Genomic DNA, 21,381 nt, shown 5'->3' with positions numbered 1-21,381 from the left:
CTGACGCGCGAGACGAAACGAGACCTTCCACACCAGAAAAACAGATCGAGATCGAAGAGATGCAATTCCCGGAATCCTGGCTGCGCGAGTTCTGCAACCCGCCCATCGACAGCGCCGAACTGGCCGAGACCCTCACCATGGGCGGCTTCGAGGTCGAGGAGCGCCGGCCGGCGGCGCCGCCCTTCACGCGCATCGTGGTGGGCGAGATCAAGGAAGCCGTCCAGCACCCGAACGCCGATCGCCTGCGCGTCTGCCAGGTCGACGCGGGGCAGGGCGCCTTGCTCAACATCGTGTGCGGCGCGCCCAATGCGCGCGTCGGCATCAAGGTGCCGTGCGCGCTGGTGGGCGCCGAACTGCCGCCCGGCGAGGACGGCAAGCCCTTCGTCATCAAGCTCGGCAAGCTGCGCGGCGTCGAGAGCCAGGGCATGCTGTGCTCGGCACGCGAGCTGCAGCTGAGCGAAGACCACGGCGGCCTGCTCGAACTCGCGGCCGACGCGCCCATCGGTGTCGACGTGCGCGAAGTGCTCAAGCTCGACGACACGCTGCTCACGCTCAAGCTCACGCCCAACCTCGCGCACGGTCTCAGCGTGTATGGCGTGGCGCGCGAGCTCGCCGCGCTGACGGGCGCGCCGCTCAAGCCGCGCGCCGTGGCGCCGGTCGAGGTGGCCTTCGCCGACAAGCTGCCCGTGAAGGTCGAGGCGCCCGAGCTCTGCGGCCGTTTCTCGGGCCGCATCGTGCGCGGCGTCGACACCCAGGTCGCCACCCCGGCCTGGATGGTCGAGCGCCTCGCGCGCTGCGGCCAGCGCAGCGTCACGCCGCTGGTCGACATCTCGAACTACGTGATGTTCGAGTACGGCCAGCCCAGCCACATCTTCGACCTCGACAAGATCCACGGCGGCCTCACCGTGCGCTGGGGCAAGGCCGGCGAACAGCTCAAGCTGCTCAATGGCAACACCATCTCGGTCGACGACAAGGTGGGCGTGATCGCCGACGCACGCGAGGTCGAGTCGCTCGCGGGCATCATGGGCGGCGACGCCACCGCGGTCTCGGACGACACGCGCAACATCTACGTCGAGGCCGCGTTCTGGTGGCCCGAAGCGGTGCAGGGCCGCTCGCGCCGCTTCAACTTCTCGACCGACGCCGGCCATCGCTACGAGCGCGGCGTCGACCCGAGCCGCACCGTCGAGATCATCGAGCGCATCACGCAACTGATCGTCGAGATCTGCGGCGGCCAGGCCGGCGCCATGGACGACCAGATCCTGCGCGTGCCCGAGGCCCTGCCCGTGACCCTGCGCGTGGCGCGCGCCGCGCGCGTGATCGGCATGCCGCTGACCCAGGCCCAGTGCGTGGACGCGCTGCGCCGGCTGGGCTTCGCGCTGACCGAGGGCGATGGCACGCTGACCATCGTGCCGCCGCCGCACCGCTTCGATCTGCTGATCGAGGAAGACCTGATCGAAGAGGTCGCGCGCCTGATTGGCTTCAACAACCTGCCGACCACCGCGCCGCTCGCGCCGATCACCGCGCGCGTGCGTCCCGAGGCGCAGCGCAGCCGCTTCGCGGTGCGCCGCGGCCTCGCCGCGCTGGGCTACCAGGAAACCATCAACTTCAGCTTCGTCGAAGCCGACTGGGAGAAGGAGCTCGCGGGCAACGACAACCCGGTCAAGCTCTTGAACCCGATCGCGAGCCAGATGAGCGTGATGCGTTCGTCGCTGCTCGGCTCGCTGCTGCAGGTGCTCAAGTTCAACCTCGACCGCAAGGCGCCGCGCGTGCGCGTGTTCGAGGTGGGCCGCGTGTTCCTGCGCGACGACAGCGTGGCCACCACCGACAGCACCGTGCGCGGCGTGCACCAGCCGATGCGCGTGGCCGGCCTCGCCTGGGGCGATGCCGACGAAGCGCGCTGGGACGGCAAGGCGCAGCGCGTCGACTTCTACGACGTGAAGGGCGACGTCGAGGCGTTGCTCGCGCCGCTGGTGCCGCGCTTCGAATCCGCCGAACACCCGGCGCTGCATCCGGGCCGCTCGGCGCGCGTGACGATCGACGGCAAGGCCATCGGCTTCGTCGGCGAGCTGCATCCGCGCTGGCGCCAGAAGTGGGACTTCGCGCAGCCCGCCGTGCTATTCGAACTCGACCTCGACGCCGTCACCGCGCGGCCCGTGCCGGTGGCGCAAGCCGTGCCCAAGCACCAGGCGGTCGAGCGCGACATCGCGGTGGTGGTGGCGGAAGCCGTCACGCACGATGCGCTGATCGACGCCATCCGTTCGACCGGCGCCGCGCAAGGCCTGCTGCGCGACGCCGTGCTGTTCGACATCTACCGTCCGCAGCCCGCGCGCGACGACACGGTGGCCGCGGCCGGTGGCCTTGCACCCGGCGAGAAGAGCATGGCGGTGCGCCTGAGCTTCCAGGGCGACAGCGCCACCCTGACCGACGAGCAGGTCGAGCCGGCCGTGCGCGCCATCGTCGATCAACTGGCTGCGAAGGTGGGCGGACGCCTGAGAGGATGACCCGAATGAATGCCGTCGAATTCACGCTCGAAGCACTCGAGACGCCCGCGCTCACCAAGGCGCATCTGGCCGACTTGCTGTTCGAGCAGATCGGCCTGAACAAGCGCGAGTCCAAGGACATGGTCGAGGCTTTCTTCGACCTGGTTGCCAACAGCCTGATCGAAGGCACCGACGTGAAGATCTCGGGCTTCGGCAACTTCCAGATCCGTGTGAAGGCGCCGCGTCCGGGCCGCAATCCGCGCACCGGCGAAGCCATTCCGATCGGCGAGCGTCGCGTCGCGACCTTCCATGCGAGCGCGAAGCTCAAGGAACAGATTCACGGAAACATCGATCCGAACGCCGCACCCGAGGTCGAGTGGAGCCTGGGTTCCGAATAGGACTTGTTCGGGCGCGCTTCCGTGGAGTAACCTCTGAGGTTTGCCGCGCGCAGACTTGATTTCAATGGAGAACATGGCCGACAAGGCACTCCCGCCCATTCCCGTCAAACGCTACTTCACCATCGGTGAGGTCGGCGAACTCTGCGGGGTGAAACCGCATGTGCTGCGCTACTGGGAGCAGGAGTTCACGCAGTTGCGCCCGATGAAGCGGCGCGGCAACCGGCGCTACTACCAGCACCACGAGGTGCTGATGATCCGCCGCATCCGCGACCTGCTGTACGACCAGGGCTTCACGATCAGCGGTGCACGCAACAAGCTGCAGGAACTGGTGCAGCACGAACGCGACCGCCGCAAGGCCGGCGAGGTTCCGCTCGAAGGCATGGAGGCCGTCGAGATCGATCACGAGGAGTTCGAGGCCGCGCTGCACGACGAAGAAGCCGCACCGAACGCGGCTCGCAGTGTCGACCTGTCGCAGTTGTTGCAGCTTCGCCGCGAGCTTTTTGAAATTCGTGAGTTGCTGACTGTCGGACGCTGAAAAGAGAAGGCTATAATCGAGAGCTTCGGTGTGTGGCGCAGCCTGGTAGCGCACTTGCATGGGGTGCAAGGGGTCGAAGGTTCGAATCCTTTCACACCGACCAACAATCATCGTCAGATGGAACAACGGGTCAGAGCCACAAGCTCTGACCCGTTTTTCTTTGGTGCTTTCGAGAGGCGTGCGTTTGCCAAGCCCGATCAGGCGCGCGATGAGTCCGGCGCGCTCAGTTCGCCGTTCCACGAATTGAACAAGTAGCCGTCCGTCGCATCCTGCAGCGTCGCCTGGACCTCGATCAGCGTGTTGATCTCGTCCAGCGTTTCGTCGAGGTCGTCGATGTCGATCTCGAAGCGTGCATTGCACTTGCTCATGCCGGCGGCATGCGCCGTACCTTCGGCGATCTCGATGGCTTCCGCGTTCACGTGCGGCGCGGCGGACAGCCTGATCCGAAGGGCGGGCCCGTCGTCCTCCCATCGAACGACGAGCGCCTCGCCATCGGCGGCCACATCCAGGCCTTGCTCGGTCAACAGGCGCGAGGCCTCGTTCAGATCGGGGCAGGCGGCGCTCGATGCGAAGAAGACCATGGAGACGTCGTCGGCCATATGCGGATGTTCCTCGGGACCTGGATGGGAGGAGTCCATTGTGCCGGGCCGACCGAACCCGGCGCTCGAGGGCTACGCCGTCGCCCGGACCTCGAAGAAGGCCTCGTCCGTATCGCCCAGATCCCGGAAGCCCGCCGTCCTGGCGGTGTCGTAGGCCTTGGCCCAGCGGCGCGCGAGCGCGATGTCGGCCTTCGAGAGTTCGTTCTCGCTCGATTCGCTCGCGTTCTGGAAGGCGCGCAGCGCCGGCAGCACGTCGCCGCCCAGTTGCCGCTCGAGCTCGCGCTGGAAACGCCGCTGCGCCAGGCCGATGGCTTCGTCGCTGGCGTGGGCATAGTCGGCCAGGAGCACCTCGTAAGCGGCGGGAGGCTCGGTGTCGAGTTCCGTGGAAGACAGCGCGGGCCCGGCTTTCTGCCGCGCTGGCGGTGCTTCTTCGAAGGGCTCTGGAAGGGCGCCATCGACGATGGCCGGTTGATGGAACAGCTCAACTTGGGTCATGGGAAGAATCGGCGTGGAAATACTGTTTGAATATACAGTGATTTCGCGACGAACAGGTGTCTGAACGCGATGAGCCGACCCTTGCCGCCTGGATCCGCGCGGCCGCGCGATATCGCCGCCAACCCTTTACCGACCGTCACAACTCCGCCGGCGCCTGACATGTTCCTGAGACCTTGTCGCGAGAATAATCCCGCACTCAAGAAAAAAATGGACATCCGATGCAGCACATCGAAATCCTCAAGAAGGGCGGCTTCGTTGCACGCCGCCACATCCAGGACCGAGAAAATGGCGAATGGCCCGCGTGGGTGACTTTCGAGAAGGAAGGCCAGGCCACTCGGCGCATCCGCCACGGCATCGGCACCTTCAGGTCCGAAGAAGAGCTTCTCTCGAACTGCGTTGCCTTTGCCCATCGCATGATCGACGAAGGAAAGACGGGCTTTCGCCTCTGAACCGCGGGGCCTCGACGCTGGGCCCTCGCACTCTCAGGCGGCGCGCACGCTCACAGCGCCGCGCTTGACGCTCACCGAGCCGCCGCCGGGCCTCTCAGAGGCTGCCGAAGCCGGTCTGGCCGATGACGACATGCTCGCGTTCGACCCGAGGCTTCGGCTGTCGTCGCGGCTTCTCCGCCCGCAGGATGGCCAGCATGGCCATGAGGGCAGCGCCTGCACCGATGCCGGCTATGAAAACGAAAGCGATAAAGAAAGGGTCGGATGCTCGCATGCGGTCCTAACGTAAGTTCGCACCCCACGGTTTACAGGGGGTTACACATATACGTTTGTACCGCAAGCCAGCAGGGACCGGAAGAGCAGAGCCCCCACCCGTGACGGGCGTGCTACAGAACCCTGGCCCGCTTGGGTGGGCCCCGGCGCGGAGGCTTCCTGCTGCTCAGGCTGGCGAGGGCCCGTTCCACGTCCCGTGGGGGCAGCAGCTGCGACTTGCCGCAGTTCTTGCAGCGGTAGGGTTTCAGCCACGGAAAGAAGCGCATCCAGGCCTGCTGCGGGCTGCTGTCCAGATGCTCGATGCTGCAGGGGCAGGGCGAAAACGGGTTGGCCATGAAATTCCCGGCGCGGGCGCGGTGTTGCGTGGTCCCTGGGAGGCTCTCCGGCCATCCGCCGAGAATTGTTGCAGTGCATTGTTAAATCTCTCTTAGAGGCGCCCGCCGGCATCAGACCTGTCCTTCCCGCTTCGAGCGCATCGGTGCCATGCGCCCCTGCACCAGGCTGCGCCAGGCCCATTCCAGGGGGCCGAGCCGGTAGCGCCGCAGCCACCAGCAACTCGCGGCCGCTTGCAGCGCCAGGATCGCCATGCAGGCCACGGCCAGGCCCGCCACGCCGAACTTCGGGCACAGGCCCGGGCCGACGCCGTAGAACAGGCTCAGGCCCACCAGCATTTGCACGAGACCGTTGCTCCATGCCATGCGCCCCAGCGGTGTCAGCTTGCGCAGCCGGCGCCGCCAGGCGGCACGCTGGAACAGCAGCACGAAGGCCGCGATGCAGAAAAGCCCCTGGGCCAGTGCCGCCACCGCGTGCGGCAGGCCGGTCGTGAATCGGCCCGCTGGAACGTGCAGCGCGAGCAGCATGCCCGTTGCGAGGCTCGCCAGCAGCAGCCGGCGCCAGAACCGCCGATGGGCCACCGACTGCCGCACCGCGTCCGCATGACCCAAGACAAGGCCGGCCAGCAGTGCCCCCAGCACAAGGAGCGGCCACGAGATGGCGGCACCCGTGAAGTCGAGCGGCGAGAAGCCGCGCAGGCCCACGACCGGCACGCCGAACAACGCGAAGCCGCGCAAGGCGTCGACGAGTTCGAGCCGGCGCGGCCTGGTGGCTTCCGCGACGGCGGCAGTGCGGGCCATCGGCCAGGTCGAAGAAAGAGAAAGAGGCGGCGTGGCGAGTCCGAGGGTCATCGATGTGCGGCAGGGTCTGCGAAGCGATGGAGGGAACCCGGCATGGCGCGGCAGGCCGCCAGGTGCGAGACGCCAGGGCCGTGGGCGATGCGCGTCGGCCACCGATGCTAGGCAGGCGCATTGCCTCAACATTACGCAGGCTGCGTGGGTCGTCGCCTCGTGGTAGAAACCGCCGCCCGCATCGCCTTCCGGTGCGGCCATCCCCTTGCCACACACATCCGCTTCGTCCGCCACCTTGCCCGCAGACCGCATCGGCCGCGCAGGGCCGACGCTCGTCCTCTGGCTCACGCTCGGTTTCGCGCTGCTGCTGGGCGGTTGCGCGGGCCTGCCCACCGAGGTCGCGCGCCGGTCGTCGGTGACGATCCCGAACGGCGCCGACACCACGCTCGGCCGCCTCGTGGCGGCGACCGCGCCGCGCAGCGAGGACGAGCCGCTCAGCGGTTTCCGCCTGCTGCCGATGGCGCAGTTCTCGCTGCATGCGCGCATCGAGCTGATCCACCGTGCCGAGCGCTCGATCGACGTGCAGTACTACCTGGTGCAGAACGACGAGACCGGCCGCTACCTGCTGCGCCACCTGCGCGACGCGGCCCAGCGCGGCGTGCGCGTGCGCCTGCTGGTCGACGATCTCTACACGGCCGGCGCCGATCCGCTGTTCCGGGGCCTGGCCGCGTATCCGAACGTCGAAGTGCGGATGTTCAATCCGTTCCCCGCGGGCCGCGAGCACTTCGGCACGCGCTGGACCGCGTCGCTGCTCGACTTCAACCGCGTGCACCGCCGCATGCACAACAAGCTGTTCGTGGTCGACGACACGATGGCGGTGATGGGCGGGCGCAACATCGCCAACGAGTACTTCCTGCGCGACGGCGGCTCGAACTTCATCGACATCGACACGCTGGTGGCCGGGCCCGTGGTCCACAAGCTGTCCTCGCTGTTCGACATCTACTGGAACAGTCCCTACGTCTATCCGATCGAGTCGCTGGTGTCGGCCGACGGCGCATCGCCGCAGGCACTGCGCTCGCGCTTCGACGAACTCACGAGCGGGCCGGGCACGCCCGAGCCCGAACAGCCCTCGGCCACCGACCTGCTGGGCCACCATCCGCTGGCCGCCGACCTCGACGCAGGCCAGTTGCAACTGGCGTGGGCGCGCGCCGAGGCTTACGCGGACGCGCCCGCCAAGGCGCTGGCGCCCGAGGAGAGCCGCGGCGCGCCGGCCGACGTCTCGCCCGACAGCGTGCAGTTCAACCTGCAGCGCCACCTGCGCGGCGCGCGCACCGAGATCATGCAGACCACGCCCTACCTGATCCCGGGCCGCGGCGGCATGGAAACCATCCGGCATGTGCGCGGCAACGGCGTGGGCTACATCATGGTCACCAACTCGCTGGCGGCCACCGACGAGTCGCTGGTGCACATCGGCTACCGCCGCTACCGCGCCGAGATGCTGCGCCTGGGCGTGGCGCTCTACGAACTCAGTCCCAAGCGGGTCGAGCAGAGCCGGCGCTTCGGCATGTACGAGACCTCGAGCGGCCGGCTGCACGGCAAGTCGGCGGTGATCGACGGGCGCACGGTCTTCATCGGCTCGATGAACTTCGATCCGCGCTCGGTGCTGCACAACACCGAGATCGGGCTCTTCATCTTCAGCCCGCAGATCGCGCAGCAACTCAACAGCCTGATCGGCTTCATCCGGCTCGACGGCGCCTACCAGCTGCAGCTCGGGCCGCGCGGCGGCATCGAATGGGTGAGCCCGGCCGCTGGCGATGGTGCCGACACCATCCTGCACACCGAACCCGAGACGAATTTCTGGGCGCGCTGGCGGCTCGAGCTGCTCGCGCCGCTGGTGCCCGAGAGCCTGCTGTGAGGCTCTCTTACTGCTGCAGCCGGCCGCTCAGGTAGGGCTCGGGATCGACGGCCACGCCGTTCTTGCGGATCTCGAAGCGCAGCTTCACGCGGTTGGCGTCGCCGCCCGATCCCATCTCGGCGATCTTCTCGCCCTGGCGCACCACCGCGCCTTCCTTCACGAGGATGGTGCTCGCGTGGGCATAGGCGGTGAGGAAGGTCTCGTTGTGCTTGACGATGACCATGTTGCCGTAGGCGGCCAGCTCGTTGCCCACGTACACCACGCGGCCGTCGGCCGAGGCCACGATCGGGTCGCCGAGGTTGCCGGCGATGTCCACGCCCTTGTTGCGCACGCCGTCGAAGCGGCCGATGGTGGTGCCGGCGGCGGGCCGGATGAACATGGCCTGGCGTTGTGGCGGGGCCGTCGCGGTGCGACCGGGCTGCTGCATGGGCGGCAGCGGCGTGGTCGTGCAGGCGGCGATGCCGGCGGCGAGCAGCGCCGCGGCGCCGATTCGGAAAACGGAAGTCTGAAGGTGCATGGCGCTCGGTTGGAACGGGGGCGTTCTGAAGGGTTCCTTCGGATCTCGGGGCCGGGTGGTCCCGGCCGGTCGATGCTAGCAAAGTCGCCGGCACGTTCCCATCGGGCCGGCAGGGACTTCCCATGCGCGGGGGGGCGCGCGGCTTCAGGCGATCACTTCAGCGGGATCGGCGTGCCGCGGTCGATCGGCACCGCGGTGACGCTGTTCTTCGGCGAGCCGTCGATCAGCAGGTCGGAGTAGGTGAGGTAGACCAGCGTGTTGCGCCGCGCGTCGACCATGCGTACCACGCGCAGTCGCTTGAACAGCACCGACAGCCGTTCGCTGTAGACCTCCTCGCGCTTGGGCAGCGGCTGCGTCACGTTCACCGGGCCGACCTGGCGGCAGGCGATCGAGGCCTCGGCCTTGTCCTCGGCCACGCCGAAGGCGCCCGCGATGCCGCCGGTCTTGGCGCGCGAGACATAGCAGGTCACGCCGTTGACCTTGGGGTCGTCGTAGGCCTCGATCACGATCTTGTGGTCGGGGCCGATCAGCTTGAAGGCGGTGTCGACCTCGCCCACGGTCTCGGCATGGGCCGCGGTGGCGGCCAGCAGGGCGGCGGCGAACGCGAGCGCCGCGCCGCGTCGAAGGAAGATGGCGTGCTTCATCGGTTCAGACGATGTCGATCGTGTGGACGCGGTCGAAACTGCCGCGGCGCCGATCCTCGAAGTAGTGCTGCAGCGCCTCGCGCACCGTGCGGAAGGCGATCTCGTCCCAGGGAATCTCCTCTTCGGCGAAGAGCTTCGCCTCGATGGTCTCGTGGCCCGGATCGAAGCGGTCGTCGAGCAGGCGCGCACGATAGAACAGGTGCACCTGCCCCACGCGCGGCACGCTCATCACCGCGAACAGGCCCTCGATCTCGAAATTCGCACCGGCTTCCTCGTCGGTCTCGCGTGCCGCGCCCTGGGCCGTGGTCTCCTCGAGCTCCATGAAGCCCGCCGGCAGCGTCCACTTGCCCCAGCGCGGCTCGATGTTGCGCTTGCACAGCAGCACCTTGTCGCCGAGCACGGGGATGGTCCCCACCACGTTGAGCGGGTTCTCGTAGTGGATCGTGTTGCAGGCCGGGCAGACGGCGCGTTCCTTGGTGTCGCCGTCGTCGGGCACGCGGTAGACCACCGCCGTGCCGCAGTTCTTGCAATGCTTGATGGGGATGCGCAGCAGCATGGGGCGGGCGTGCTCGCGGCCTCAGACGATCTTGACGGTCAGCACGGGCAGGCCGGCGACCTCGCCCACCAGCGTGTCGCCCGCGACCACCGCCGCCACGCCTTCGGGCGTGCCGCTGTAGATCAGGTCGCCGGGCTGCAGCTCCCAGGCGGCCGACAGGTGCTCGATGGTCTCGGCCACGTTCCAGATCAGCTTGCTCACGTTGCTGCGCTGGCGATCGCTGCCGTTCACCTGCAGCGAAATCTCGGCCTTCTCCGCGTCGCCGGCCTGCGCCACCGGCACGATCGGGCCGATCGGCGCGCTCTGCTCGAAGCCCTTGCCGATGTCCCAGGGGCGGCCCTGTTTCTTCATCTCGTTCTGCAGGTCGCGGCGGGTCATGTCCAGGCCCACGGCGTAGCCGAAGATGTGCTTGTGCGCATCGGCGGCCGCGATGTTCTTGCCGCCGGTGCCGATCGCCACCACCAGTTCGATCTCGTGGTGCAGGTTCTTGGTCAGGGTGGGGTAGTCCACGGTGCCGGTCTGGCCGGCCTCGACCACCACGGCGGCGTCGGCGGGCTTCATGAAGAAGAACGGCGGTTCGCGGCCGGTGAAGCCCATTTCCTTGGCGTGATCTTCGTAGTTGCGGCCCACGCAGTAGATGCGGTGCACCGGGAAGCGGGCGGTCTGTCCGACGACGGGAACGGAAACGGTCGCAGGCGGGGCGAAGACGAACTCGGAGGCCATGGAAAAGTATCCTTTGGAGGCGAAGCGGGAGAGGGGGAAGCCGGCAGTGTGCCAGAGGCGCCGGCCGGCCGCCGGGCACCGGGGCCGGCCATCGGGGTATGCGGTCCGTGGTGCCGCGTTCAGGGCGCAGAATACGGCCCGTTTTCCGCCCCCGACCGCTTCGCTCCTCCCCATGCCCCTTCGATTCGGAAAAGCCGGCAAGGCCCAGGCCTGCAACGACCTCGGCAACACGCGCCAGGACGACGGCGACGAGGATGGCGCGCTGCAGGCCTATGCCGAGGCCAGCAGCCACCGTCCCGACTGGGCCGTGCCCTGGTACAACGCCGGCCTGATCCACAAGTACCGCGGCGACTGGGCCGCCTCGCTCGAGGCCAATGCGCGCGCCGTGCAGTGCGATCCGGGCAACGAGGGCGCGGTCTGGAACCTCGGCATCGCCGCCACCGCGCTCGGCGACTGGGCCACGGCGCGCCGCGCCTGGCGCCTCTACGGCATCCCGCTGGCCGAGGGCGAGGGCCCGGTCGACCACTTCGCCGGCCTGACGCCGATCCGCGTGCATGGCGACGAGGCCAGCGAGGTGCTGTGGGCCGACCGCATCGATCCCGCGCGCGCCATCCTGCGCAACGTGCCGCTGCCGGGCTCGGGCCACCGCTACGGCGACCTCGTGCTGCACGACGGCGCGCCCAACGGCTACCGGCTGCACCAGGGGCGCGAGGTGGCGGTGTTCGATGCGCTCGCGCTGATCGCGCCTTCCGACTACGCCACCTTCGAGCTCTGGATCGAGGAGGCGTCGCAGGACGAGATCGACACCCTGATCGCGCGCTTCCACGCGATGGGCGACGGCGCCGAGAACTGGAGCCTCGGCATCCGCATGCTGTGCGCGGCCTGTTCCGAAGGCCGGCCCTATGGCGACGGCGAGGGCCACGAACATCCGGCCGACCAGACCGTGGGCCCGCGCGGGCCCTGGCGCCTGGGCCTGGCCACGCGCGGGGAGGCCGCGGCCCGCGCCCTGCTCGACGACTGGCAGCGGGAACATCCCGCGGCCGCCCCGCGCGACCTGCGCTGCGTGCTTGCCGCAGCGCCCCGCTCATGAATCGCACCGACGCTATCCTCGAAACCATGACCATGAAGCTGCACAACTACTTCCGCTCCTCCTCCTCGTTCCGCGTGCGCATCGCGCTCGAGCTCAAGGGACTCGACTACGAATACATCCCCGTGCACATCGCGCGCGGCGAGCACCGCACCGGCCCGTACGCGGCGATCTCGGCCGACAAGCTGGTGCCGATGCTGGAGGACGAGGGCGAACGCTTCTCGCAGTCGCTGGCGATCATGGAGTACCTCGACGAGGTGCATCCCGAGCCGCCGCTGCTGCCCAGCGATCCCGCGGGCCGCGCCCATGTGCGCGCGCTGGCGCAGTCGATCGCCTGCGAGATCCATCCGCTGAACAACCTGCGCGTGCTCAAGTACCTCGTGAAGGAACTCAAGCTCGACGAGGAAGCCAAGAACGCCTGGTACCGCCACTGGGTGCGCGACGGCATGCTGGCCTTCGAGCGCCAGCTCGCGCTGCAGCCCGCCAGCACCTTCTGCTGGGGCGAGAAGCCCACGCTGGCCGACTGCTGCCTGGTGCCGCAGGTCTTCAACGGCCGCCGCTTCGACTGCGACTTCAGCGACCTGCCGCGCAGCATGGCCGCCTTCGACGCCTGCATGCAGCTCGACGCCTTCCAGCGCGCGCAGCCCTCGCAGTCGCCCGACGCGGAGGCCTGATGGCGCAGCCCTGGCTGGTGCCCGACTGGCCGGTGCCGGCCCATGTGCGCGCCGTCTGCACCACGCGCGAGGGCGGCGTTTCGCAGGGGCGCTATGCCAGCTTCAACCTCGGCGACCACGTCGGCGACGACCCGGCCCATGTCGCGGCCAACCGCGCGCGGCTGCGCGAGGCGATCGGCGCGCGGCCGGTGTTCCTGCAGCAGGTGCACGGCACGGGCGTGGTGTCGCTCGACGCGCCGGGCGTGGCCGACGGCACCGCGGCCGATGCCTGCACCGCCACGGTGCCGGGCGCGGCCTGCACGATCATGGTCGCCGACTGCCTGCCGGTGCTGTTCTGCGATACCGAGGGCCGGCGCGTGGCGGCCGCCCATGCGGGCTGGCGCGGGCTCGCGGGCGGCGTGCTGGAGCAGGCCTTCCGCGCCTTCGAGGACGACGGGCAATCCGGCGCTGATGTCATCGCCTGGCTCGGCCCCTGCATCGGCCCGTCGGCCTTCGAGGTCGGCGCCGAGGTCAAGGCCGCCTTCGAGGCCCATGCGCCCGAGGCCGCCGGCTGCTTCCGGCCGGGCGCCGCGCCGGGCAAGTGGCTGGCCGACCTGCCCGCCCTCGCGCGCCAGCGGCTGCGCGCGCTCGGCATCGAGCGGATCCACGGCAACGACGGCGGCGATGCCTGGTGCACCGTGCGCAATGCCTCAGGGTTCTTTTCGCACCGGCGCGACGGGGTCAGCGGGCGTTTCGCCGCGCTGGTCTGGAAGGTCTGAATGCCCGGCCCGCGCCGCCAGCTCCTCGGCGGCCGCGCGCCGTGCCGCCTCCTGCGCGGCCAGCTCCTTTTCCTTCAGCGCCCGCCGCCGCGCGGGCGTGCTCATCAGGTAAACCATCAGTGTCACGGGGGCGAGCCCGTACAGTAGAAAGGTGATGATGGCGCCGAGCACGGTGCCGGTGGTGTTGGTGGCCTCGGCCACCGCCATCATCAGCACCACGTAGAGCCAGCCGATCACGACGAGATGAATGAACATGGGAAAAGGAGAGCGGGGCGAACGAAAGAGGAAGTAAAGCGTGTTTCCACACCGGCCGTGCGATGACGGCCACCGGGGTCCGGACCGCGCCGGCGCGGCGTTGTGAGCGTCTTGCGAATGCAGCATACTCAAACGACGCAAAGCCATCCGGATCGATTTCAGGCGAGGAGCAGGAGACACCATGACGAAAGCAACGGGGGCCGACGCGTTCGAACCCTTTCAACAGGCGCTCACCCAGGGGTGGCGCAAGGCGCTGGAGTCCTTCCAGCAGCCGACCGGGCAGGGCGCCTGGACCGGCAATGGCAAGCCCCTATGGCAGATGCCGCAAATACCTGAGATGCCCGGCATGCCTTCCTTGGGCGCGATGCCGGAATTGCCCAAGTTCTCGATCGATCCCGCGGCGCTGCAGGCCATCCAGCAGCAGTACATCGCCGAGGCCACCGCGCTCTGGGGCCAGGGCTTCCAGGCCAGGCCCGAGGGCGACCGGCGCTTCGCCGGCGAGGCCTGGAGCGGCAACCCGCTGTCGGCCTTCTCGGCCGCGATCTACCTGCTCAACGGCCGCACGCTGCTGAAGATGGCCGAGGCCATCGATGCCGACGAGAAGACCAAGGCGCGGCTGCGCTTCGCGGTCGAGCAGTGGATGGCGGCCTCGTCGCCGAGCAACTCACTGGCATTCAATGCCGAGGCGCAGAAGAAGGCCATCGAGACCCAGGGCGAGAGCATCGCCAAGGGCATCCAGAACCTGCTGCACGACGTGCGCCAGGGCCACCTGAGCATGACCGACGAGAGCGCCTTCGAAGTGGGACGCAACGTCGCCACCACCGAGGGCGCGGTGGTGTTCGAGAACGCGTTCTTCCAGCTGCTCGAATACAAGCCGCTGACCGCCAAGGTCTACGAGCGCCCGTTCCTGCTGGTGCCGCCGTGCATCAACAAGTTCTACATCCTCGACCTGCAGCCCGAGAACTCGCTGATCCGCTATGCCAACGAGCAGGGCCACCGCGTGTTCGTGGTGAGCTGGCGCAATCCCGACGAATCGCTCGCGCAGGCGACCTGGGACGACTACATCGAGCAGGCCGCGATCGAGGCCATCCACCGCGTGCAGGAGATCAGCGGCAGCCCGCAGATCAACACGCTGGGCTTCTGCGTCGGCGGCACCATCCTGTCGACCGCGCTCGCGGTGCTGGCCGCGCGCGGCGAGAAGCCGGCCGCCTCGGTCACCTTGCTGACCACCTTCCTCGACTTCAGCGACACCGGCATCCTCGACATCTTCGTCGACGAACCCATGGTGCAGTACCGCGAGATGCAGCTCGGCAAGGGCGGCCTGCTGCCCGGCGGCGACCTGGCCTCCACCTTCAGCTTCCTGCGTCCCAACGACCTGGTCTGGAACTACGTGGTGGGCAACTACCTCAAGGGCGAGACCCCGCCGCCCTTCGACCTGCTCTACTGGAACAGCGACGCGACCAACCTGCCGGGCCCGTTCTACGCCTGGTACCTGCGCAACACGTACCACGAGAACAAGCTGGCCGAGCCCGACGCGCTGACGGTCTGCGGCGAGAAGATCGACCTGCGCCGCATCGACATCCCGGCCTACGTCTACGGCTCGCGCGAGGACCACATCGTGCCGATCGGCGGCGCCTACGCCTCGACCCAGATCCTGCCGGGCAAGAAGCGCTTCGTGATGGGCGCCTCGGGCCACATCGCGGGCGTGATCAACCCGCCGGCCAAGAACAAGCGCAGCCACTGGATCCGCGCCGACGGCAAGCTGCCGAAGACGCAGGCCGAATGGCTGGCCGGCGCGCAGGAGCATCCGGGCAGCTGGTGGACCGATTGGTCCCAGTGGCTCAAGGGCCACGCGGGCAAGCAGATCCCCGCGCCCAAGACCTACGGCAAGGGCAAGGCCTACCAGGCCATCGAGCCCGCCCCCGGACGCTACGTCAAAGCCCGCGCCTGACGTCCCGCACCCCCGAATTTCAAATCACCTCAACGGAGAACCTCATGGAAGACATCGTCATCGTTTCGGCCGCGCGCACCGCCGTCGGCAAGTTCGGCGGCTCGCTCGCCGGCATCGCGGCCACCGAACTGGGCGCCATCGTCATCAAGGAAGTGATCGCGCGTGCCAACCTCACGCCCGAGCAGGTCGGCGAAGCCATCATGGGCCAGGTGCTCGCGGCCGGCGCCGGCCAGAACCCCGCGCGCCAGGCGTGGCTCAAGAGCGGCGGCGCCAAGGAGACGCCCGCGCTCACGATCAACGCCGTCTGCGGCTCGGGCCTGAAGGCCGTGATGCTCGCGGCCCAGGCCGTGGCCACGGGTGACAGCGACATCGTCGTGGCCGGCGGCCAGGAGAGCATGAGCCTCGCGCCGCACGTGCTGCCGAACTCGCGCAACGGCCAGCGCATGGGCGACTGGAAGCTGGTCGACACCATGATCGTCGACGGCCTGTGGGACGTCTACAACCAGTACCACATGGGCATCACGGCCGAGAACGTGGCCAAGAAGTACGGCATCGACCGCGCCGCGCAGGACGAACTGGCGCTCGCCAGCCAGACCAAGGCCGCCGCCGCGCAGGACGCCGGCAAGTTCAAGGACGAGATCGTTCCCGTCACCATCCCGCAGAAGAAGGGCGACCCGGTCGTCTTCGACAAGGACGAGTTCATCAACCGCAAGACCAGCGCCGAAGGCCTGGCCGGCCTGCGTCCCGCCTTCGACAAGGCCGGCGGCGTGACCGCGGGCAATGCCTCGGGCCTGAACGACGGCGCCGCCGCCGTGCTCGTGATGACCGCCAAGAAGGCGGCCGCCCTCGGCCTCAAGCCGCTGGGCCGCATCGCCAGCTACGCCACCGCCGGCCTCGACCCCGCGATCATGGGCATGGGCCCGGTGCCGGCCTCGACCAAGGCGCTGCAGCGCGCCGGCTGGAAGGCCGCCGACCTCGACCTGCTCGAGATCAACGAAGCCTTCGCCGCGCAGGCCTGCGCCGTGAACAAGGAAATGGGCTGGGACATCAACAAGGTCAACGTCAACGGCGGCGCCATCGCCATCGGCCATCCGATCGGTGCGTCGGGCTGCCGCATCCTGGTGACGCTGCTGCACGAGATGCAGCGCCAGAACGCCAAGAAGGGCATTGCCTCGCTGTGCATCGGTGGCGGCATGGGCGTCGCGCTCACCATCGAGCGCTGACCCTTCGGCGCGCCGTCGTCGTCGCTCAGAGCGACATCGACGGCCGCTGTGCCATCGCCGCGCGCCAGCGCACCAGCTCGGGGTGCTGTTCCCCGGGCTTCACGCGCACGATGCGCGCGAAATCCACCGCCACCACGGCGGTGATGTCGGCCAGGCTGAAGCGGTCGGTCGCGATGAACTCGCGGCCGGCCAGCCGGTCGTTCAAGGTCTCGAAGAAATGCTGCACCCGCGCCAGCCCGCGCTGCGCGAGCTCGGGGATCTGCGCGTAGTTCACCGGGCCCGGCAGCGCGCGGCCGGCCATGGCCGGCGAGCCGTTGCGCAGGGTCTCGGCGATCGCCAGCAGGCCTTCGAATTCCACGCGCCAGTTCCAGCTCGCGACCTCCGCCTTCTCGGCCGGCGTGCGGCCCATCAGCGGTGGCTCGGGATGGCGCGCCTCGGCCCAGGCCGCGATGGCGGCGTTGTCGGTCAGCAGGCCGTCTTCGGCGGTGCGCAGCGCGGGCACCGTGCACTGCGGATTGATGGCGCGATAGGCCTCGCCCAATTGCTCACCACGAACCAGGTCGACCTGCACCGTCTCGTGGGCAATGCCCTTCTCGGCCAGCAGGATGCGCGCGCGGCGCGGACTCGGCGCGGTGGCGCAGTCATAGAGAATGTTCATCGTCTGTCCAACTCCTGGAACTCATTGCATGAATGGCACGACCGCCTATACGCCGCCCACCGTCTGGTCCTGGAACAAGGAAAGCGGCGGCCGCTTCGCGAACATCAATCGCCCGATCGCGGGTGCCACCCATGAGAAGGACCTGCCGGTGGGACGGCATCCGCTGCAACTCTATTCGCTGGCGACGCCCAATGGCGTGAAAGTGACGGTGATGCTCGAGGAACTGCTGGCGCTGGGCCACGCGGGCGCCGAGTACGACGCCTGGCTGATCCGCATCAGCGAGGGCGACCAGTTCAGCAGCGGCTTCGTGGCCGTCAATCCCAACTCCAAGATTCCCGCACTGTTGGACCGCGGCGGCGCCACGCCGATCCGCGTGTTCGAGTCGGGCGCGATCCTGCAGTACCTCGCCGAGAAGTTCGGCAATGCCTTCCTGCCGACCGAGCGCGCCGCACGCGCCGAATGCCTGTCGTGGCTGTTCTGGCAGATGGGCAGCGCGCCCTATCTGGGCGGTGGCTTCGGCCATTTCTACGCCTACGCGCCGACCAAGATCGAATACGCGATCGACCGCTTCGCGATGGAGGTCAAGCGCCAGCTCGACGTGCTCGATCGCCGGCTGGCCGAGAGCCGCTACCTCGCGGGCGACGACTACACCATCGCCGACATCGCGGTCTGGCCCTGGTACGGCGCGCTCGCCAAGGGGCAGCTCTACGAATCGGGCGAGTTCCTGCAGGTGAGCGAATACAGGAACGTGCTGCGCTGGAACGACGAGATCGCGCAACGCCCGGCGGCGCAGCGCGGCCGCATGGTCAACCGCGCCTGGGGCCAGCCCGAGAGCCAGCTGCACGAGCGCCACGACGCGGGCGACTTCCAGACCCGCACGCAGGACAAGCTCGGCGCCAACCCGGGCTGAGCCTGTTCATCTTGTACACCGCCCGTTTTTTGAGCAAAGTGTGGAATCCCTTTATAAAACAACAACTTAAATTCGTTTTACAAGGCTCCACATGAGTTGTCCCCAAAGTTGTGCACAGAAAGTGGGGATGAAGCGGCGGAACTCAGGAGTCGCGCGCAAGTAGGCGCAGTCCCACGGAAAACCTCCCTCAGGCGCCGGCCGCATCGGCCGCGTAGTGGCGGCACAGCGTGTCGACCAGCGCCTGCGCATACACCGGCAGCGCCGCGCGCTCGCGCACCAGCAGGTAGCGCTCGCGCACGCACCAGGCATCGCTGAGCTCGATCAGCGCGAGCTTCATGCCCTCCTGGTTGCGGCGCGCGGCCGACTCGGGCACGACGCCGATGCCCACGCCGCTGCCGATCATCCGGCACATGGCGTCGAAGCTGCCGAGCTGGATGCGCAGCTTCTGGCGCTTGCCGATGCGGTCCGTGACCTGCCCCAGGAAAGCCTGCAAGGTGCTGCCCTGCTGCATGCCGACGGCGTCCTCGTCGAGCGTCTCGGCGAAGGCGATGGTGCGCAGGTGCGCGAAGCGGTGCTGGCGCGAGGTCACGAGCACCAGCCGGTCGGTGCTGAAGTGGATCGATTCCAGGCCCAGGGTGTCGACGCTGCCCGCGACGATGCCGATGTCGGCGCGCCCGTCGCGCACGCCGCGCGGGATCTGAGCGTTCGGTTTTTCCTGAAGGTCGACGTTGATGCGCGGATTGGCGGCGAGGAAGGCCGGCAGGATCTCGGGCAGGAAGTCGGTCACGGCCGTGGTATTGGCGAACACGCGCAGGTGGCCGCGCAGGCCGCCGCCGTACTCGAGCAGGTCGGAGCGCAACTGGTCGGTCTGGTTCAGCAGCAGCCGCGCGTGATGCAGGAAGGCCTCGCCCGGCGGCAGCAGGCGCACGCCGCGTGCCTCGCGCTGCAGGAGCTGCAGGCCGGCCTGGTTCTCGAGCGCCTTGATGCGCGCACTCGCCGCGGCCAGCGACAGGTGCTGCCGGTCGGCCGCGCGCGTGAGGCTGCCGAGCTCGGCCGTGGCCACGAACAGGCGCAGGTCGGTGAGGTCGAAGAGCATGGCCCGATGGTAGCCGTCGACCGCGAGGCTTCGGCCAAACCGAAGGCTGGGTTCCGAAATCGGAGATTGCGCCGAGGTGGAGGCGCGGCGCACCATGCCGCCATGGCCGGGGAGCACCGCGGCCCTTACAACACACCGGAGACAGGCATGGGTTCTCGCGCAACGGCGCTTTCTTCTTCTCTTTTCTCGTGGTTCGCGGCGGCATCGATCGCCGTGCTGTCGGCCGGCGCCTCGGCGCAGCCGGCGGCCAGCACCTATCCCACGCGCCCCGTCACCTTGATCGTGCCGCAGGCCGCGGGCGGCACCAACGACATCGTCGGCCGGCTCGTGGGCCAGAAGCTCGGCGAGCTGCTCGGCGTCGGCGTGGTGGTCGACAACCGCCCGGGCGCGGGCGGCAACATCGGCACGCAGCTCGCGGCCAAGGCGCCGAAGGACGGCCAGACGCTGTTGATGACCATCAGCAGCAGCCAGGCGATCAACCCCGCGCTCTATCGCAACCCCGGCTTCGATCCCGAGAAGGACTTCAAGCCCGTGGGCCTGATCGGCGCCGTGCCCAACGTGCTGCTGGTCAACCCCGGCTTCCCCGCCAAGACCCTGCCCGAGCTGCTGGCGCTCGCGCGGCAGAAGGGCGCGCACTACCAGTACGCCTCGGCCGGCAACGGCACGCTCAACCACCTGCTCGGCGAGATGCTCAACAGCATGGCCGGCCTCTCGCTCGAGCACGTGCCCTACAAGGGCGTGGCACCGGCCATCAACGACGTGCTCGGCGGCCAGTTGCCGATCGTGTTCGCGAGCCTGCCTTCGGCGCTGCCGCACATCAAGGCCGGCAAGCTGCGCGCGCTGGCCGTCAGCGGCGCGAAGCGTTCGCCGGCGCTGCCCGAGGTGCCTGCCATCGCCGAGGCGGTGCCGGGCTACGACGGCACCCTGTGGATCGGCCTGTTTGCGCCTGCCGGCGTGCCGAGCGAGGTGCTCGCGAAGCTGCAGGACACCATGCACAAGGCACTGGCCGCGAAGGACCTGCGCGAGAAGCTTGAGCAGCAGGGCGTGGAGGTCGCGCCGCCGACCTCGCCCGAGCAGTTCGCGGCGCTGCTGCACGACGACCTCGGCAAGTGGGCGCGCATCGTCAGGCAATCGGGTGCCTCGGTCGATTGACCCGGATTCAGGAGAACGGATGACCCCAGATAACACCCCCACCATCGACGCCGCCGCGCTCGCCGGCCTGCAGGCCTGGCAGGGCCGCAGCGAAAGCCTGCACGACCAGATCGTCGCGAGCCCGGTGCGCGCGCTCTCGGCCACGCTCGACCGCGACGATCCCGCGCCGACCGCCGGCACGCCGCTGCCCGCGCTGTGGCACTGGCTCTATTTCCTGCCGCACCACCGCCAGTCCGAGATCGGCCCCGACGGCCACGCGAAGCGCGGCGGTTTCCTGCCGCCGGTGCCGCTGCCGCGCCGCATGTGGGCCGGCGGCCGGCTGCGCTGGGAGGCCGGCAATCCGCTGGCCGTGGGCGACACGGTGGAGCGGCGCTCGACCATCGTCTCGGTCGAGCACAAGACCGGCCGCAGCGGCGAACTGGTGTTCGTGCTGGTGCGCCACGAGGTGCACAACGCGCGCGGCCTCGCGCTGACCGAGGAACACGACATCGTCTACCGCGCCGCGCCGCAACCCGGCGAGGCCGCGCCGCCCCCCAAGGCCGCGCCGAAGGACGCCACCTTCAGCCGCGACATCGTGCCCGACGACGTGCTGCTGTTCCGCTACTCGGCACTGACCTTCAACGGCCACCGCATCCACTACGACCGGCGCTACGTCACCGAGGTCGAGGGCTATCCGGGCCTGATCGTGCACGGCCCGCTGATCGCGACCCTGCTGGTCGACCTGCTGCGCCGGCACACGGGCGACGCTCCGCTCGCGCGCTTCGAGTTCCGCGCCGTGCGGCCCACCTTCGACATCGCGCCGTTCCGCGTGCATGGCAAGCCCGGCGCCGACGGCAAGAGCTTCGCGCTCTGGGGCGAGGACGCCGAGGGCTGGCTCACGATGCAGGCCACCGCGGTGTTGGCCTGAGCTTC

At 68.8% G+C, this 21,381-nt stretch carries 23 protein-coding genes and 1 tRNA gene; 14 read left to right on the top strand and 10 right to left on the bottom strand.

Annotated features, from left to right (window positions below; translation table 11 throughout):
- The first annotated feature begins 59 nt into the window (after window positions 1-59).
- The 4 genes from pheT to AC07PU_RS07560 all read left to right on the top strand — a co-directional run bounded on the left by pheT (window position 60) and on the right by AC07PU_RS07560 (window position 3,516).
- Window positions 60-2,501: a phenylalanine--tRNA ligase subunit beta gene (gene pheT / locus AC07PU_RS07575; RefSeq protein ID WP_495316525.1), complete on the top strand. Its 2,442-nt coding sequence runs from the start codon at window positions 60-62 to the stop codon at window positions 2,499-2,501.
- Between the two features lie 5 nt (window positions 2,502-2,506).
- Window positions 2,507-2,878 (top strand): integration host factor subunit alpha, encoded by a 372-nt coding sequence (locus tag AC07PU_RS07570; RefSeq protein WP_093342889.1) that lies wholly within the window; start codon window positions 2,507-2,509, stop codon window positions 2,876-2,878.
- Window positions 2,879-2,951: 73 nt separating this feature from the next.
- A complete protein-coding gene (locus tag AC07PU_RS07565; RefSeq protein ID WP_431512303.1) occupies window positions 2,952-3,413 on the top strand; it encodes a MerR family transcriptional regulator in 462 nt (153 codons plus the stop codon).
- Window positions 3,414-3,439: 26 nt separating this feature from the next.
- Window positions 3,440-3,516: transfer RNA gene (locus AC07PU_RS07560), tRNA-Pro, on the top strand.
- Window positions 3,517-3,610: 94 nt separating this feature from the next.
- Here the strand turns inward: AC07PU_RS07560 and AC07PU_RS07555 are convergent.
- Window positions 3,611-4,012, bottom strand: a complete 402-nt coding sequence (locus tag AC07PU_RS07555) for a hypothetical protein (RefSeq protein WP_495316522.1) — start codon at window positions 4,010-4,012, stop codon at window positions 3,611-3,613.
- Between the two features lie 72 nt (window positions 4,013-4,084).
- Window positions 4,085-4,507 carry a hypothetical protein gene (locus tag AC07PU_RS07550; protein ID WP_495316520.1) on the bottom strand — a complete coding sequence of 141 codons (423 nt, stop codon included), beginning with the start codon at window positions 4,505-4,507 and terminating at the stop codon, window positions 4,085-4,087.
- A 218-nt stretch (window positions 4,508-4,725) separates the two neighbouring features.
- Here AC07PU_RS07550 and AC07PU_RS07545 point away from each other — a divergent pair, with 218 nt between their 5' ends.
- Window positions 4,726-4,956, top strand: coding sequence for a hypothetical protein (locus tag AC07PU_RS07545; protein ID WP_093342886.1), 231 nt, complete (start codon window positions 4,726-4,728; stop codon window positions 4,954-4,956).
- A gap of 716 nt (window positions 4,957-5,672) precedes the next feature.
- Here AC07PU_RS07545 and AC07PU_RS07540 read toward each other — a convergent pair.
- Window positions 5,673-6,410: a DUF418 domain-containing protein gene (locus AC07PU_RS07540; RefSeq protein ID WP_495316517.1), complete on the bottom strand. Its 738-nt coding sequence runs from the start codon at window positions 6,408-6,410 to the stop codon at window positions 5,673-5,675.
- Window positions 6,411-6,645: 235 nt separating this feature from the next.
- On the opposite strand from AC07PU_RS07540, the gene AC07PU_RS07535 reads away from it, so the two are divergent.
- Window positions 6,646-8,265, top strand: a complete 1,620-nt coding sequence (locus AC07PU_RS07535) for a phospholipase D family protein (RefSeq protein WP_495316515.1) — start codon at window positions 6,646-6,648, stop codon at window positions 8,263-8,265.
- A 7-nt stretch (window positions 8,266-8,272) separates the two neighbouring features.
- Here the strand turns inward: AC07PU_RS07535 and AC07PU_RS07530 are convergent, their stop codons facing one another.
- From AC07PU_RS07530 to AC07PU_RS07515, 4 genes are all read right to left on the bottom strand, one after another.
- On the bottom strand, window positions 8,273-8,782 hold the full coding sequence (locus AC07PU_RS07530) for a murein hydrolase activator EnvC family protein (protein ID WP_495316513.1): 510 nt from the start codon (window positions 8,780-8,782) through the stop codon (window positions 8,273-8,275).
- Between the two features lie 152 nt (window positions 8,783-8,934).
- Complete coding sequence (locus AC07PU_RS07525; RefSeq protein WP_495316511.1) at window positions 8,935-9,426, bottom strand: CreA family protein; 492 nt, start codon at window positions 9,424-9,426, stop codon at window positions 8,935-8,937.
- A gap of 4 nt (window positions 9,427-9,430) precedes the next feature.
- Window positions 9,431-9,982 (bottom strand): NUDIX hydrolase, encoded by a 552-nt coding sequence (locus AC07PU_RS07520; RefSeq protein ID WP_093342880.1) that lies wholly within the window; start codon window positions 9,980-9,982, stop codon window positions 9,431-9,433.
- Window positions 9,983-10,003: 21 nt separating this feature from the next.
- Window positions 10,004-10,705, bottom strand: a complete 702-nt coding sequence (locus AC07PU_RS07515; RefSeq protein ID WP_208509969.1) for a fumarylacetoacetate hydrolase family protein — start codon at window positions 10,703-10,705, stop codon at window positions 10,004-10,006.
- Between the two features lie 172 nt (window positions 10,706-10,877).
- Here AC07PU_RS07515 and AC07PU_RS07510 point away from each other — a divergent pair, with 172 nt between their 5' ends.
- The 3 genes from AC07PU_RS07510 to pgeF are packed head-to-tail and all read left to right on the top strand — an operon-like array spanning window position 10,878 to window position 13,224.
- On the top strand, window positions 10,878-11,795 hold the full coding sequence (locus AC07PU_RS07510) for a tetratricopeptide repeat protein (RefSeq protein ID WP_495316508.1): 918 nt from the start codon (window positions 10,878-10,880) through the stop codon (window positions 11,793-11,795).
- A 32-nt stretch (window positions 11,796-11,827) separates the two neighbouring features.
- Complete coding sequence (gene maiA, locus AC07PU_RS07505; RefSeq protein WP_208509974.1) at window positions 11,828-12,466, top strand: maleylacetoacetate isomerase; 639 nt, start codon at window positions 11,828-11,830, stop codon at window positions 12,464-12,466.
- Window positions 12,466-13,224 carry a peptidoglycan editing factor PgeF gene (pgeF, locus tag AC07PU_RS07500; RefSeq protein WP_495316506.1) on the top strand — a complete coding sequence of 253 codons (759 nt, stop codon included), beginning with the start codon at window positions 12,466-12,468 and terminating at the stop codon, window positions 13,222-13,224. Before maiA ends, pgeF begins: the two co-directional genes overlap by 1 nt.
- Here the strand turns inward: pgeF and AC07PU_RS07495 are convergent.
- Window positions 13,156-13,479, bottom strand: a complete 324-nt coding sequence (locus AC07PU_RS07495) for a hypothetical protein (protein ID WP_495316504.1) — start codon at window positions 13,477-13,479, stop codon at window positions 13,156-13,158. The genes pgeF and AC07PU_RS07495 overlap by 69 nt on opposite strands.
- A gap of 181 nt (window positions 13,480-13,660) precedes the next feature.
- Between AC07PU_RS07495 and phaC the strand changes: the two genes are divergently transcribed.
- Both phaC and AC07PU_RS07485 read left to right on the top strand, forming a co-directional pair.
- Window positions 13,661-15,430, top strand: coding sequence for a class I poly(R)-hydroxyalkanoic acid synthase (gene phaC, locus AC07PU_RS07490; RefSeq protein ID WP_495316502.1), 1,770 nt, complete (start codon window positions 13,661-13,663; stop codon window positions 15,428-15,430).
- A gap of 44 nt (window positions 15,431-15,474) precedes the next feature.
- The gene (locus tag AC07PU_RS07485) at window positions 15,475-16,653 is read left to right on the top strand and encodes an acetyl-CoA C-acetyltransferase (RefSeq protein ID WP_057596639.1); all 1,179 of its coding nucleotides are present in this window, start codon (window positions 15,475-15,477) and stop codon (window positions 16,651-16,653) included.
- 25 nt (window positions 16,654-16,678) lie between these two features.
- Here AC07PU_RS07485 and AC07PU_RS07480 read toward each other — a convergent pair whose 3' ends face one another.
- Window positions 16,679-17,311, bottom strand: a complete 633-nt coding sequence (locus AC07PU_RS07480; RefSeq protein WP_495316499.1) for a glutathione binding-like protein — start codon at window positions 17,309-17,311, stop codon at window positions 16,679-16,681.
- Window positions 17,312-17,339: 28 nt separating this feature from the next.
- On the opposite strand from AC07PU_RS07480, the gene yghU reads away from it, so the two are divergent.
- Entirely contained in the window at window positions 17,340-18,221 is an 882-nt protein-coding gene (yghU, locus tag AC07PU_RS07475; protein ID WP_495316497.1) for a glutathione-dependent disulfide-bond oxidoreductase, read from the top strand.
- Between the two features lie 187 nt (window positions 18,222-18,408).
- Here the strand turns inward: yghU and AC07PU_RS07470 are convergent, their stop codons facing one another.
- Window positions 18,409-19,317: a LysR family transcriptional regulator gene (locus AC07PU_RS07470; RefSeq protein WP_495316495.1), complete on the bottom strand. Its 909-nt coding sequence runs from the start codon at window positions 19,315-19,317 to the stop codon at window positions 18,409-18,411.
- A gap of 147 nt (window positions 19,318-19,464) precedes the next feature.
- Here AC07PU_RS07470 and AC07PU_RS07465 point away from each other — a divergent pair, with 147 nt between their 5' ends.
- Together AC07PU_RS07465 and AC07PU_RS07460 are read left to right on the top strand one after the other, a co-directional pair.
- On the top strand, window positions 19,465-20,469 hold the full coding sequence (locus tag AC07PU_RS07465; RefSeq protein WP_495316493.1) for a tripartite tricarboxylate transporter substrate binding protein: 1,005 nt from the start codon (window positions 19,465-19,467) through the stop codon (window positions 20,467-20,469).
- 19 nt (window positions 20,470-20,488) lie between these two features.
- Window positions 20,489-21,376, top strand: a complete 888-nt coding sequence (locus tag AC07PU_RS07460) for an HTD2 family dehydratase (RefSeq protein ID WP_495316491.1) — start codon at window positions 20,489-20,491, stop codon at window positions 21,374-21,376.
- Window positions 21,377-21,381 lie beyond the last annotated feature (5 nt).

Source organism: Variovorax sp. GW821-FHT10D07, assembly GCF_059415325.1.
The sequence above is the reverse complement of the archived record's forward strand: the minus strand, read 5'-3'. Positions and strand labels throughout refer to the sequence as shown.

Coding starts and splice junctions, on each gene's coding strand:
- yghU (WP_495316497.1), top strand. CDS start 17,340: ATGAATGGCACGACCGCCTATACGCCGCCCACCGTCTGGTCCTGGAAC.
- AC07PU_RS07480 (WP_495316499.1), bottom strand. CDS start 17,311: ATGAACATTCTCTATGACTGCGCCACCGCGCCGAGTCCGCGCCGCGCG.
- AC07PU_RS07570 (WP_093342889.1), top strand. CDS start 2,507: ATGAATGCCGTCGAATTCACGCTCGAAGCACTCGAGACGCCCGCGCTC.
- AC07PU_RS07465 (WP_495316493.1), top strand. CDS start 19,465: ATGGGTTCTCGCGCAACGGCGCTTTCTTCTTCTCTTTTCTCGTGGTTC.
- AC07PU_RS07530 (WP_495316513.1), bottom strand. CDS start 8,782: ATGCACCTTCAGACTTCCGTTTTCCGAATCGGCGCCGCGGCGCTGCTC.
- AC07PU_RS07525 (WP_495316511.1), bottom strand. CDS start 9,426: ATGAAGCACGCCATCTTCCTTCGACGCGGCGCGGCGCTCGCGTTCGCC.
- AC07PU_RS07460 (WP_495316491.1), top strand. CDS start 20,489: ATGACCCCAGATAACACCCCCACCATCGACGCCGCCGCGCTCGCCGGC.
- AC07PU_RS07545 (WP_093342886.1), top strand. CDS start 4,726: ATGCAGCACATCGAAATCCTCAAGAAGGGCGGCTTCGTTGCACGCCGC.
- AC07PU_RS07520 (WP_093342880.1), bottom strand. CDS start 9,982: ATGCTGCTGCGCATCCCCATCAAGCATTGCAAGAACTGCGGCACGGCG.
- AC07PU_RS07515 (WP_208509969.1), bottom strand. CDS start 10,705: ATGGCCTCCGAGTTCGTCTTCGCCCCGCCTGCGACCGTTTCCGTTCCC.
- AC07PU_RS07470 (WP_495316495.1), bottom strand. CDS start 19,317: ATGCTCTTCGACCTCACCGACCTGCGCCTGTTCGTGGCCACGGCCGAG.
- phaC (WP_495316502.1), top strand. CDS start 13,661: ATGACGAAAGCAACGGGGGCCGACGCGTTCGAACCCTTTCAACAGGCG.
- pheT (WP_495316525.1), top strand. CDS start 60: ATGCAATTCCCGGAATCCTGGCTGCGCGAGTTCTGCAACCCGCCCATC.
- AC07PU_RS07495 (WP_495316504.1), bottom strand. CDS start 13,479: ATGTTCATTCATCTCGTCGTGATCGGCTGGCTCTACGTGGTGCTGATG.
- AC07PU_RS07565 (WP_431512303.1), top strand. CDS start 2,952: ATGGCCGACAAGGCACTCCCGCCCATTCCCGTCAAACGCTACTTCACC.
- AC07PU_RS07485 (WP_057596639.1), top strand. CDS start 15,475: ATGGAAGACATCGTCATCGTTTCGGCCGCGCGCACCGCCGTCGGCAAG.
- maiA (WP_208509974.1), top strand. CDS start 11,828: ATGAAGCTGCACAACTACTTCCGCTCCTCCTCCTCGTTCCGCGTGCGC.
- pgeF (WP_495316506.1), top strand. CDS start 12,466: ATGGCGCAGCCCTGGCTGGTGCCCGACTGGCCGGTGCCGGCCCATGTG.
- AC07PU_RS07550 (WP_495316520.1), bottom strand. CDS start 4,507: ATGACCCAAGTTGAGCTGTTCCATCAACCGGCCATCGTCGATGGCGCC.
- AC07PU_RS07555 (WP_495316522.1), bottom strand. CDS start 4,012: ATGGCCGACGACGTCTCCATGGTCTTCTTCGCATCGAGCGCCGCCTGC.
- AC07PU_RS07540 (WP_495316517.1), bottom strand. CDS start 6,410: ATGACCCTCGGACTCGCCACGCCGCCTCTTTCTCTTTCTTCGACCTGG.
- AC07PU_RS07510 (WP_495316508.1), top strand. CDS start 10,878: ATGCCCCTTCGATTCGGAAAAGCCGGCAAGGCCCAGGCCTGCAACGAC.